Raw genomic sequence first — 13,140 nt, 5'->3', positions numbered from 1 at the left:
GTCTCCCTGGTATCGTGCTTGCCAGTGGTAGAGTATCATTTAAAAACAAAAAGTTTGAGATGGAGATGAGCATATGACGGGGATTCTTGACTCGGTGAATCAGCGTACGCAACTCGTCGGTCAGAACCGATTGGAATTATTGACCTTTCGACTGATGGGCCGACAGCGCTACGGCATTAACGTATTCAAAGTGAAAGAAGTACTACAGTGCCCTAAGCTGACTTCAATGCCAAATCTACACCCTCTGGTTAAAGGTATCGCTCATATCCGCGGCCATACCGTGTCCGTTATTGATTTGAGCCTGGCAATTGGTGGCCGCCCAACCACTGATTTAGATAAATGTTTTGTTGTTATTGCAGAATTTAACCGTACGATCCAAGCATTTTTGGTATCATCGGTTGAGCGTATTATCAATATGCATTGGGAAGCGATTTTGCCACCGCCAGACGGCGCAGGTAAAGCGCACTACTTGACTGCCGTTACAAACATTGACAATGAGCTGGTTGAAATCCTTGACGTTGAAAAAATCCTGGCAGAAATTGCGCCAGTTGATGAAACGATGGATTCCGCTATTGGCGAAGAAATCGCACAAGCAGAACAAGAAAAGCCTATTGTACGCCGTATACTGATTGCTGATGACTCGACGGTCGCGCGTAAACAGGTAGAGCGTGCGATTACATCCATCGGTTTTGAGGTCGTATCTGTCAAAGACGGCAAAGAAGCGTACAATAAGTTGATTGAAATGGCTCAAGAAGGCAATATCTACGATCAAATTTCGTTGGTTATTTCCGATATTGAAATGCCAGAAATGGACGGCTATACCTTAACGGCTGAAATTCGCAGACATGCCGATTTGAAAGACCTTTATGTTATCCTCCATTCTTCATTAAGTGGTGTATTCAACCAAGCTATGGTTGAGCGTGTAGGTGCCAACACCTTCATTGCGAAATTTAACCCAGATGAGTTGGGTAACGCGGTTAAATCTGCATTAACACAATAAAAGAGACATTAATGACTGCTATTACAATCAGTGATCAAGAGTATCGTGACTTTAGCCGTTTTCTAGAATCGCAATGTGGCATCGTGTTAGGTGATAGCAAGCAATACCTCGTGCGTAGCCGACTGAGTCCTTTAGTGACGAAGTTTAAGCTCGCATCGTTATCAGATTTGCTACGTGATGTTGTTACAGGGCGTAATCGAGAATTACGAGTCGCCGCTGTGGATGCGATGACGACTAACGAAACCTTGTGGTTTCGAGATACTTATCCGTTCACGGTTTTAGCTGACAAATTATTGCCAGAAGTAGCGGCAAGCAAGCGCCCAATTAAGATCTGGTCTGCTGCCAGTTCATCGGGCCAAGAACCGTATTCTATTGCAATGACGATCCTGGAAACGCAACAGCGCAAGCCGGGCTTGTTACCAAACGTGTCCATTACAGCCACAGATATTTCGGCAAGTATGCTCGAGATGTGTCGTGCAGGGGTGTACGACAACTTGGCTTTGGGTCGCGGGCTTTCACCAGAACGTCGTCGCACCTTCTTTGAAAATGCGGACGGTGGTCGCATGAAAGTCAAAGATAACGTCAAGCGTTTGGTGAACTTTCGTCCACAAAACTTGATGGACAGTTACGCACTGATGGGTAAGTTCGACATCATTTTCTGTCGTAACGTATTGATTTACTTTTCTCCAGAAATGAAATCTAAAGTGCTTAACCAAATGGCGAGCAGTTTAAACCCTGGTGGTTACTTGCTGTTAGGGGCATCAGAGTCGCTAACTGGTCTGACTGATAAATTTGAAATGGTGCGCTGTAATCCGGGCATCATTTACAAGCTTAAATAGCGGTATCTCTTCATTGATAGAAAAGCCTGACTTCGTGTCAGGCTTTTTTGTTTGTTACCTTTCTGCGCCGAGCGTTTCATGTATCACTCAATTAGTTGAAGCGCGTTTTTGCCTTGTGCCCTCAACACGGTGTATCTTTATTAAGTGAGCAAAGTGATACGACATGACATTCCAGTTACTTTGGCTCACTTATTGCTATTTCAATTCACGATAACCACTAGGTTGGTGTAATGCTTTAGGTTTTGGCATGCTAATTGCTTTTTGGTTATCAATCACGGTCAGTTCTTAATTGTAGAGGCAAACATGGCTATATCTTTTGACAATGCACTAGGCATCCACCAGCACACGGTGGGCGTACGTGAACGCAATGCAGAGGTGATTTCCACCAATATCGCACAAGCAAACACGCCTGGTTACAAAGCAAGAGGTTTAGACTTTGCGAAGGAATTGCAAGCGGCAACATCTGGGGCAAGCATTGGTCTTAGTCGCACAGATGGTCGGCATATTCCTGCCACTACAACGTTGGTTGGGGACAAGTTATATCGTCTTCCTACGCAACCAGATACGGGAGATGGCAACACGGTAGACTTGGATTTAGAGCGTAACTTGTTTATGCAAAACCAAATCAGACACCAAGCATCACTCGACTTTCTAGGCAGCAAATTCAAGAACTTAACCAAAGCAATCAAAGGGGAATAATTTAGATGAGCTTATTTAACGTTTTCAATGTGACAGGTTCCGCAATGAGCGCTGAATCCGTTCGTCTGAATACTACCTCAAGCAACTTGGCGAACGCCGACAGTGTCAGCAGCTCTGCGAAAGACACTTACAAAGCGCGTCATGCAGTGTTTGGTGCAGAGTTAAGTAACGCCATGCGTGGCGGTGATACGGTGCCAGTGAAAGTGATGGGTATTGTAGAAAGTGATAAACCGCTGAGTGCGGAGTACAACCCAGACCATCCCCTTGCAAACGAAGAAGGCTACATTTACAAGCCTAACGTCAATGTAATGGAAGAAATGGCAAACATGATTTCAGCTTCTCGTGCATACCAAACTAATGTACAGGTCGCTGATTCTAGTAAACAAATGCTGCTGCGTACGCTGCAGATGGGTCAATAAGGATAAGGGGGTAGCGTATGGCCGGAATTAACAACGTTGGTCAAAGCGGCTTGTCCTATATCGACCAGCTTAAAAGTCTACAAGAGAGTAACAAGAAAGCGGAAGAGAGCACGGGTAAGCAGGACCTAAAACAGGAAGACTTCTTATCATTGCTCACGAAGCAACTGTCTCAGCAAGACCCTTTTAAGCCGGTAAGTAATGACCAGATGATTGCGCAAATGGCTTCATTTGCGACCGTTGATGGCATTGGCAAGATGAACACTCAGTTTGAGAGTTTGAATTCGTCAATGACATCAAATCAAGCGTTACAAGCTTCCTCTTTGGTAGGGCGTGACGTATTGGTCCCAGGAGCAGCAGGTGTGAAGCAGGACGACGCACCAATGGCGGCAATGGTTAAGCTTTCACAATCTATCGATAATCTGTTTGTTCGTGTAGAGGATGAAGCTGGCCAACTGGTTCGTACCTTTGAGGTAGGGGCGAAACCAGCCGGCGACACGCGTGTGCTTTGGGACGGTAAAGATGAAAGCGGAAATCCACTGCCAGCTGGCAAATACAAAGTGAAAGCGTCTGGCTTAGTTGAAGGGGAGTCGCAAGAGTTCCCAGTATCGACATACGCCAACGTAAACAGCGTATTGCTTGGCAAAGGTGACGGAAACGTATTACTCAATCTGGCTGGTTTTGAATCGCCAGTTCGACTTGCAGAAGTATTGGAAGTCGGCAAAGCGTAGTCATAGCTCGCTAGATTAGGAGATTTTGGAATGTCATATGTATCTTTAAGCGGTTTGTCCGCCGCCCAACTGGATTTGAACACCACCAGTAACAATATTGCGAACGCCAACACTTACGGCTTTAAAGAGTCCCGTGCTGAGTTTGCTGATGTCTACTCTAACTCTTTATTTACTAACGCAAAAACCACACCGGGTGGTGGTGCGCAAGCAAGCCAAGTGGCACAGCAGTTCCATGAAGGCTCTAGCATTTACACCAACAACCCAATGGATTTGCGTGTTTCGGGGACAGGTTTTTTCGCTGTAGCGAAAGAGCGTCTAACTCCACAACAGAATGAACTGACACGTAATGGTGCATTTCACTTAAATAAAGAAAACTACATGGTGACCGCGAACGATGAGTTCTTATTAGGTTACCAAGTGGACCCAAGCTCTGGTGAGGTTTCTTCATACGAGCCACAACCCATCAATATTCCTGCTGAATTTGGTAAGCCAAAACAAACAGCAAACATTGAAGTGGGTGTGAACTTGCCAGCGAACGGCGATTTGAAAGATCCAACGCAGTTTGATTTTTCAGACCCAGATACATACAACCGTTCAACCTCTTCGACAATTTATGACTCGATGGGTCAGTCTTACAAGCTAACGACGTATTACTTGAAAGATCAGACTCAGCCAAATACATGGAACACTTACTACACCGTGACAGATAAAGAAGGTGAAAAGCCTTTAAATGTTGCGGCTGGTGATGCGCAAACGCCAACAGGTCATGTGGGGCATACCATGAAGTTCAACAACGATGGTACGTTGGCGAGCTTGAACAATGGTCAGCCAATCACTTCTGTGGCTCTGGGCGATCCGGCGACGAACACGACACCAGTCGATATGAATGGTGCCGATCCTGCGCAGACGCTTAACTTCGGCTTAGGCTCAGCAACACAGTTTGCGGCTCCGTTCGAACTGACTAAGTTTGACGAAGACGGTGCAACGACGGGCTTCCTAACCAAAGTTGACTTCGATGAAAACGGCAGCGTATTGGGAACTTACTCAAACGGTGAAAACGTTACATTGGGTCGTGTTGCTCTCGTACGTGTTCCAAACGAGCAAGGTCTGGATAAGAAAGGCGGCACTCAATGGGATTCAACGCAGTTCTCTGGTGACAAGATCTGGGGTGAATCAAATAAAGGCTCTTTCGGCACCATCAATAACGGTATGCTGGAACAGTCAAACATTGATATGACGCAGGAGTTGGTGGACCTGATCTCTGCTCAGCGTAACTTCCAAGCAAACTCACGTTCGCTAGAAGTACACAACCAACTACAACAGAATATCTTACAGATCCGCTAGAGCACTAGCTGGGTCATTCGATACTCTGCTTGAGTAAGCAATGGCGTGTGATTGCTTCTTAGTAATTACCGCTTTGTTCATTTTCATCATGACATTCATCTGATGCTTAGCCTGAATACACCTCACTCAGGCTAAGCATGCTTTGATCTACGATTTGCCGCTGTTGCCGCCGTATGGATCAAAACCTTGCCTCTCGTTACAGTTTTCTGCCTCTATTGACCTCTTTTCATTGTTGATTTTTAATTCAAAGTATTGATTAATAAGTCTATTTTTGTTTTGGCATAACTATTGCTTTTTACTCCGTGTACAGAGAGATTTTTTGGAGTAATTTATGGATCGCGCACTGTTTCTCGCAATGAGTGGCGCCAAGCAAAATATGCAGGCACTACAATTGCGCGCTAATAACTTGGCTAACGTAAGCACGACCGGATTTCGGGCTGATTTAGCACAGGCTCGCTCAATGCAGGCTTATGGTGAAGGCCATCCTTCACGTGTATTCAGCATGACAGAGCGTCCAGGGCATAACTTTGCTCAAGGTAGCGTGATTACAACAGGGCGTGATCTGGATGTGACGATTGAAGGCAGCGGTTGGATATCGGTACTCGATCATACAGGGAAAGAAGGGTTGACCCGTAACGGCAACCTAAAAGTCGATCAAAATGGCATGCTTACCAACGCAAGTGGTCATTTGGTGCTGGGTGAAAACGACGCGCCGATTACTTTGCCTATTCCTCTCTCCAAAATTGAAATCGGTCGGGATGGCACCATCTCTGTACTTCCTCAAGGTGCCCCGGCAGAAGAATTCCAAGCGGTTGATCGCATTAAGCTTGTTAAGCCTAATGATCAAAGCTTGTTTAAAGACACCAATGGCTTATTTCGCCATAAAACTCCAAACCAACCTTACGAAGCAGACGCGACTGTTAGCCTCCAGACGGGAGCGATAGAAGGCAGTAACGTGAATGCCGTAGGTGAAATGACCGCATTGATTGACTTACAACGTCAGTTTGAAATGCAAGTCAAGATGATGAGCACAGCTGAAGAAATGGATAAATCTTCAGATTCACTGCTTCGTATGAGTTAACAGAGTTAGAGGTTCACTATGCATCCAGCACTATGGGTAAGTAAAACAGGTCTAGACGCCCAACAAACCAACATTGCCACGATTTCGAACAACTTGGCGAACGCCTCTACTGTCGGCTACAAAAAGAGCCGTGCAGTATTCGAAGATCTGTTCTATCAGAACATCAACCAGCCTGGCGGCCAGTCATCTCAGAACACGGAACTGCCAAGTGGCTTGATGCTAGGTGCGGGTTCTAAAGTGGTTGCGACGCAAAAAGTGCACACGCACGGCAATGCACAGACAACGACCAACGCACTGGACATGATGGTGGAAGGCGACGGCTTTTTTCAAGTGACATTGCCGGACGGCAACATCGGTTATACCCGTAACGGTCAGTTCACGCTAAATGGTGAAGGCACGTTAGTCACGTCGGGTTCTGGCTACCCTGTAGAGCCTGAAATTGTGATTCCAGAAGATGCGATTTCTATTACTGTCGGTACGGATGGTGAAGTGTCGGTTCGCGTCCGAGGGCAGCAAGACAACCAAGTCGTTGGTCAGTTAACCATTACAGATTTTGTTAACCCGGGTGGCCTAGAGCCAATTGGTCAGAACCTTTACTTACCAACGGGGGCCAGTGGCGATCCACAAGAGGGTGTTCCTGGTTTGGACGGTTTGGGGGAAATTCGTCAATCCATGCTGGAAGCGTCCAACGTGAATGTAACAGAAGAGTTGGTCAACATGATCGAAGCCCAGCGCGTTTACGAAATGAATTCAAAAGTGATCTCGTCAGTCGATAAGATGATGAGCTTCGTTAACCAGCAATTGTAACGATTAAGAGCAAGATTTGAGGAGCTCACGATGAAACGTATTTGCCTACTCGCTTTGATTGCTACGATGTCGGGCTGTGCCATGTTGGAACCGATTGAAACGGATGAAGTGACACAAGCAACCACTGTGGTCGACGCAGTAGAAGGCGATAAATCGAAAGAAGAGAGCAGCGGTATTGTAGATACTTTACGTGGTAGAAGCGATCCGGTTGCTGGCGACCCTGCTTGGGCTCCAATTCATCCGAAAAACAAACCTGAGCATTATGCTGCTGCAACAGGTTCGTTGTTTAGCGCCGAGCACATTACCGATCTCTACGACGATTCTAAACCACGTGGTATTGGCGACATTATTACCGTAACACTGGATGAGACAACCAGTGCGACGAAAAGCGCAAATGCCGATTTATCGAAAACCAATGAAGCGCAAATGGACCCGCTTCAAGTTGGCGGAGAAGAGCTGCAAATTGGCGGAAAATATAATTTCTCTTATGACTTAAACAACTCCAACTCATTTGCAGGTGACTCTTCTGCAAAGCAGAGCAACAGCATCAGTGGTTACATCACTGTTGAGGTGATTGAAGTACTGGCAAACGGCAACCTCGTGATCCGCGGTGAGAAGTGGATGACGCTAAATACAGGTGATGAGTACATACGTTTAAGTGGCACTATTCGTCCGGATGATATTAATTTCGACAACACCATTGCATCAAATCGTGTTTCTAACGCAAGAATTCAGTACTCTGGCACTGGTTTGCAACAAGATATGCAAGAGCCAGGCTTCTTGGCACGATTCTTTAATGTAGCGCTATAACACGCCGTGCTGACGGCAATTTGACTGCAAGAGATAAGTAAGCATGAAAAAACTCCTTTTAGTACTGATGAGCGTTGCTCTGTTTTCTACCGTAGCCCAAGCCGCACGTATCAAAGACGTCGCGCAAGTGGCAGGTGTACGAAGCAACCAACTCGTGGGTTATGGTTTGGTTTCAGGCTTACCTGGTACGGGTGAAGCGAACCCGTTTACAGAGCAAAGTTTCGCCGCCATGCTGCAAAACTTCGGCATTCAGATGCCGCCGGGCACAAAGCCAAAAATTAAAAACGTTGCCGCAGTCATGGTTACGGCAGAATTGCCGCCTTTCTCTAAACCGGGTCAGCAAGTGGACGTGACTGTCTCTTCCATCGGAAGTGCTAAAAGTTTGCGTGGTGGTACGCTACTACAAACGTTCCTCAAAGGTCTCGACGGTCAAGTTTACGCGGTTGCTCAAGGTAACTTAGTAGTGAGCGGCTTCAGTGCTGAAGGCGCTGACGGTTCTAAAATCGTAGGTAACAATCCAACCGTTGGTCTTATCTCTAGTGGTGCGACAGTAGAGCGAGAAATTCCAAACCCATTTGGTCGTGGTGATTACATCACGTTCAACTTGCTTGAGTCAGACTTCACAACGGCTCAACGTATGGCGGATGCTGTAAACAACTTCCTTGGCCCACAAATGGCGAGCGCTGTTGACGCGACATCAGTGCGCGTGCGTGCTCCTCGTGACGTCAGCCAGCGTGTTGCCTTCTTATCGGCAATCGAAAACCTAGAGTTCGACCCAGCAGATGGTGCAGCCAAAATCATCGTTAACTCTCGCACGGGCACCATCGTAGTTGGTAAGCATGTGCGTCTTAAACCAGCAGCAGTAACGCACGGCGGCATGACGGTTGCGATCAAAGAAAACCTGAATGTTAGCCAACCTAACGGCTTTTCTGGTGGGCAAACCGTAGTCGTACCAGACTCGGATATCGAAGTCAGCGAAGAGCAAGGCAAAATGTTTAAGTTCGAACCAGGCTTAACGTTGGATGATTTGGTCCGTGCCGTGAACCAAGTCGGGGCTGCGCCTTCGGACTTGATGGCAATTTTACAAGCATTGAAGCAAGCTGGTGCCATTGAAGGCCAGTTGATCATCATTTAATGGTTAGGAGGTAGGTATAATGAACAATCCTAACGACATTGGTTTTATCCATGACATCAGTTCTCTGGACACTCTGCGTCAAAAAGCAGTGAAAGAGGGAAAAGATGGCGAGCAAGAAGCATTGCATGCGGCTGCTCGTCAGTTCGAATCGATCTTCACCTCCATGATGTTGAAATCCATGCGTGAAGCCAATGAGGGCTTTGAGTCCAACATGATGAACAGCCAAAACGAGAAGTTCTACCGACAAATGTTGGATGAACAGATGGCGAGTGAATTGAGTTCGTCTGGTTCAATGGGACTGGCCGATATGATTGTTAAGCAATTAACGGCTGGGCAAGGGAACGACAAAAAAGAAACGGCTATGCGTGATGCGGCAAACAATGCTGCGGAATATCGTCGTGTTGACCCGAAAAAAGCGCGCGAGATTGAACAGCGCTTGATTGAATCTGGTCAACTATCTCGACCAAGCAATGAACCCACTCGATTCGATTCACCAGAATCCTTTGTTAACTCGATGAAGCCATACGCGGAGAAAGCTGCGAAAGCCCTAGGAGTCGAGCCATCTCTGCTACTTGCGCAAGCCGCTTTGGAAACGGGGTGGGGACAAAAGGTCGTGAAGAACGCGCGTGGCAGCAGCAACAACTTATTTAATATCAAAGCAGATCGAAGCTGGCAGGGTGACAAAGTGACGACTCAAACTTTAGAGTTCCACGATAACACGCCAGTGAAAGAGACGGCAGCGTTTCGCTCATACTCAAGTTACGAAGACAGCTTTAATGACTTTGTACGATTTTTGAATGACAACCCACGTTACGAGACAGCATTGCAGCAACGCGGGAACTCAGAGTCGTTTATTCGCGGTATCCACAGTGCGGGTTACGCGACCGATCCGAATTACGCAGATAAAGTCCTGCAGGTGAAGGATAAAATCGAAAGTATGTAATGTTTCTGCGACAATTTATGAAGTTCTCGAAGGCTTGCCATAGTGCAAGCCTTCACTTTATCTGAACATCTACGCCTTTCTATCACTTGGCACATCTTTTGCTTTTAATGTGTCTAGGTGATCGGTTTTGCCGATTTATATTTCGTTTTTGGGGGCATGTATGGCGTCAGATCTTCTGAATGTAGGTACTCAAAGTGTGCTTACTGCTCAGAGACAATTAAACACCACTGGTCATAACATTTCTAATGTTAATACAGAGGGTTATAGCCGTCAGTCTGTTATCCAAGGCACGAATGATCCGCGCATGTTCGGTGGTTCTACCTACGGCATGGGTGTGCATGTGGAAAATGTTCGCCGCTCGTGGGATCAGTTTGCCGTGAATGAACTGAACCTGTCGTCGACCAACAATGCCAACAAAACGGATACCCAAGATAATCTTGATATGCTTTCTAGCATGTTGAGCTCTGTGGCATCGAAGAAAATTCCCGAGAACCTGAATGAATGGTTCGATGCGGTAAAAACCATGGCAGATACCCCGAACGATTTAGGGGCACGAAAAGTGGTATTGGAAAAGGCGAAAATCTTCTCTGATACATTAAATGATTTCCACGAAACCGTGCGACTGCAATCTGATGTCACCAATAAAAAATTGGATATGGGCATTGAGCGCGTTAATCAACTTGCGTTGGAAATTCGCGATATTCATCGACTGATGATGCGTACTCCCGGCCCACATAATGACCTGATGGATCAGCATGAAAAGCTGGTTACTGAGCTGTCAGAGTACACCAAAGTTACCGTAACCCCACGCAAAAATGCGGAAGGGTTTAATGTTCATATCGGCAATGGACACACTCTTGTTTCTGGCACGGAAGCAAGCCAGCTCAAAATGATCGATGGCTATCCGGATGTTCATCAAAGACGATTAGCAATGGTGGAAGGGAATGGCATTAAAGCGATCAAGTCTGATGATATGGATGGCAAAATCGGCGCTTTACTTGAAATGCGCGACAAACACATCCCACAACTGCAAGATGAAATGGGCCGTTTAGCAACGGGCTTCTCCTACAAAATTAATCAGCTGCAATCTCAAGGTCTGGATCTCAACGGTAAGATAGGTAAAGACGTATTTACTGACGTGAACTCTGAGCTGGTGGCAAAATCTCGAGTTTTTGCTGCGCCTGACTCTCAAGCTAATGTTGCGGTTTACATCGAGGATATTTCCGCGATCAAAGGTGGTGAATATTCGCTGCGTTATGATGGCGACCAATACAGCGTGACAACACCGAAAGGTGAGCAAATGTCGTTGAACATCGACCGTTCGGATTCGTCGTTTGTTCTGGATGGTATGAAAGTGCAAATTGGTGAAGGCCTTGCCGCCGGTGAGCGCGTATTGCTACGCCCAACGAGAAGTGGTGCAGCCATCATAAAGATGGAAACCAATGACGCAAAAGCTATTGCCGCACAAAGTTATGAAGCCTCAACCACTTTTGCACAAGGTAACGCCAAGTTTAAAATTCGTGAGGCGGGGGATGTTAAAGAGTTTGAGGTTACCGTACAACCAGCCGACGAGAAGCATGATAAGCCGTGGTTAAAGATCACGGATAACAAGGGTAATTTACTATCGGACAAATACTCATACCCGTTAGATAAAGATAACCCGATGATTGAAATCTCAGTGCCGAAAAGCCATCCGCTGTATAAAAACGGCGATGCAACCGTGTTTGAGTTGAGCGAAGGCGCTCTGATGAATGATAAATTCACCGCAAACTTGGTGCCTTCTGAAGGTGGTAACGGCAACTTGAGAAAAATGCAGAAGATCCAAACAGACAAGATGATGGATGGAAAATCCAGTACCTTGATCGATGTTTATCATAACCTCAATACTGAAGTTGGACTGAAATCTTCTACAGCAAACCGTTTAGCCTCCGTCGCTCGTTTAGAGCATGAAGCGGCGCAAGAGCGCGTTGCTTCTATTTCTGGTGTTAACCTCGATGAAGAAGCGGCCAACATGATGAAGTTTCAACAAGCGTACATGGCTTCATCACGTGTGATGCAAGCGGCGAACGATACCTTCAATACCATTTTACAACTGAGGTAAGGAGAAGAGATAAGTGCTAACCCGAATTTCTAGTTTCCATAACTATCAGTCCGTACAAAATGATCTGCGTCGTCAAGAGAATAAGGTTCACCACAACCAAGAGCAGCTTGCTTCAGGGAAAAAGTTACTGAAACCTAGTGACGACCCCCTCGCTGCGCATTACATCCAAAACATTAGTCAGCAACAAGAACAGCTACAACAATATCTTAGCTCGATAGTGTTGGTGCGTAATCGTCTAGAAAACCACGAAGTTAATATCGCCAATGCGGAGAATTTTGCCGACGAGTCGAAGCGCTTAACGATGGAGATGATTAACGGTGCGTTTTCTGCGGAAGACCGACAAGCAAAGAAGCGTGAGCTAGAAGAGATTGCGAACAACTTCCTTAACTTGGTGAACTCGCAAGATGAATCTGGTAACTACGTGTTTGCTGGCACTAAGCCAAAAAGCCAACCATTTTATCGCGATAAAGATGGTAGCGTGCAATACGCTGGGGACGATTATCAGCGTAAAATGAAAGTTTCTAGCATGCTTGAGATGCCAATGAACGATCCTGGCAGCAAGCTGTTTATGGAGATACCAAACCCATTTGGCGATTATAAGCCGAATTACGATCTACAAAACGGTTCTGAGTTGCTATTAAACAGAGCCACTAACGTTGATACGAAGGATGATGCGGCGTATCGCGTGACATTTGTCGATATGAATAACGGCAAATTTGGTTACCAATTAGAGCGTAACGGCAAAGTAGTGGATGCCGATGAGTTTTCTCCAGAGAAAGGGATTGAATACAAAGGCCTGAAAGTGCACGTAAAAGGCCAAATTACGCCTGGTGACAGCATTGAGATCGAAAAGCGGGCAGAGTTCAGCATTTTCGATACCTTCAAGGATGCAATGGCATGGTCAGACAAATCGGTTTCGGATACGTCGGGGACCGCCAAATTGCACCAAATGACAGAAGAATTCCACGCTGCTTTTATCCATTTGAATAAAGCGCGTACAGATGCCGGTGCTCGATTGAGTACGCTGGATATCCAAGAGCAAAATCATGAAGACTTTAATTTGTCTCTCGCAAAAGCGAAGAGCAACTTTGAGGACTTGGATTACTCTAAAGCCGTGATCGAGTTCAGTGAAAACTCGCGAGCGTTACAGGCATCGCAACAAGCATTCGGTAAGACCAAAGATTTAACGTTGTTTAACTACATCTAGTATGGCACTCATACACATTGTCTGATT

Annotated in this window: 13 protein-coding genes; all 13 read left to right on the top strand. The window is 46.1% G+C overall.

Going from position 1 to position 13,140, the window contains the following annotated elements:
* Positions 1-73 precede the first annotated feature (73 nt).
* Positions 74-1,000, top strand: coding sequence for a chemotaxis protein CheV (locus UQW94_RS18735; protein WP_005382022.1), 927 nt, complete (start codon positions 74-76; stop codon positions 998-1,000).
* A gap of 11 nt (positions 1,001-1,011) precedes the next feature.
* On the top strand, positions 1,012-1,839 hold the full coding sequence (locus UQW94_RS18730) for a CheR family methyltransferase (protein ID WP_005382024.1): 828 nt from the start codon (positions 1,012-1,014) through the stop codon (positions 1,837-1,839).
* 303 nt (positions 1,840-2,142) lie between these two features.
* Positions 2,143-2,538: a flagellar basal body rod protein FlgB gene (gene flgB, locus UQW94_RS18725; protein ID WP_005382026.1), complete on the top strand. Its 396-nt coding sequence runs from the start codon at positions 2,143-2,145 to the stop codon at positions 2,536-2,538.
* Positions 2,539-2,543: 5 nt separating this feature from the next.
* Positions 2,544-2,957, top strand: a complete 414-nt coding sequence (flgC, locus tag UQW94_RS18720; protein ID WP_005393132.1) for a flagellar basal body rod protein FlgC — start codon at positions 2,544-2,546, stop codon at positions 2,955-2,957.
* 17 nt (positions 2,958-2,974) lie between these two features.
* On the top strand, positions 2,975-3,685 hold the full coding sequence (gene flgD / locus UQW94_RS18715) for a flagellar hook assembly protein FlgD (RefSeq protein WP_005382029.1): 711 nt from the start codon (positions 2,975-2,977) through the stop codon (positions 3,683-3,685).
* Between the two features lie 30 nt (positions 3,686-3,715).
* On the top strand, positions 3,716-5,029 hold the full coding sequence (gene flgE / locus UQW94_RS18710; RefSeq protein WP_005382030.1) for a flagellar hook protein FlgE: 1,314 nt from the start codon (positions 3,716-3,718) through the stop codon (positions 5,027-5,029).
* Positions 5,030-5,360: 331 nt separating this feature from the next.
* Positions 5,361-6,110, top strand: coding sequence for a flagellar basal-body rod protein FlgF (gene flgF, locus UQW94_RS18705; RefSeq protein WP_005382031.1), 750 nt, complete (start codon positions 5,361-5,363; stop codon positions 6,108-6,110).
* A gap of 18 nt (positions 6,111-6,128) precedes the next feature.
* On the top strand, positions 6,129-6,917 hold the full coding sequence (gene flgG, locus UQW94_RS18700) for a flagellar basal-body rod protein FlgG (RefSeq protein WP_005382032.1): 789 nt from the start codon (positions 6,129-6,131) through the stop codon (positions 6,915-6,917).
* A 30-nt stretch (positions 6,918-6,947) separates the two neighbouring features.
* Entirely contained in the window at positions 6,948-7,727 is a 780-nt protein-coding gene (flgH, locus tag UQW94_RS18695) for a flagellar basal body L-ring protein FlgH (RefSeq protein ID WP_005382033.1), read from the top strand.
* 43 nt (positions 7,728-7,770) lie between these two features.
* Positions 7,771-8,862, top strand: coding sequence for a flagellar basal body P-ring protein FlgI (locus UQW94_RS18690; protein WP_005393118.1), 1,092 nt, complete (start codon positions 7,771-7,773; stop codon positions 8,860-8,862).
* Positions 8,863-8,878: 16 nt separating this feature from the next.
* Positions 8,879-9,805, top strand: coding sequence for a flagellar assembly peptidoglycan hydrolase FlgJ (flgJ, locus tag UQW94_RS18685; protein ID WP_031779079.1), 927 nt, complete (start codon positions 8,879-8,881; stop codon positions 9,803-9,805).
* 160 nt (positions 9,806-9,965) lie between these two features.
* The gene (gene flgK, locus UQW94_RS18680) at positions 9,966-11,906 is read left to right on the top strand and encodes a flagellar hook-associated protein FlgK (protein WP_258515574.1); all 1,941 of its coding nucleotides are present in this window, start codon (positions 9,966-9,968) and stop codon (positions 11,904-11,906) included.
* Between the two features lie 13 nt (positions 11,907-11,919).
* Positions 11,920-13,113 (top strand): flagellar hook-associated protein FlgL, encoded by a 1,194-nt coding sequence (gene flgL, locus UQW94_RS18675; RefSeq protein ID WP_322142480.1) that lies wholly within the window; start codon positions 11,920-11,922, stop codon positions 13,111-13,113.
* Positions 13,114-13,140 lie beyond the last annotated feature (27 nt).

This window comes from Vibrio sp. PBL-C16 (genome assembly GCF_034321865.1).
Taxonomy (GTDB): Bacteria; Pseudomonadota; Gammaproteobacteria; order Enterobacterales; family Vibrionaceae; genus Vibrio; species Vibrio alginolyticus.
Note: the sequence above shows the minus strand (reverse complement) of the source record. Positions and strands in the feature narration are given on the sequence as shown.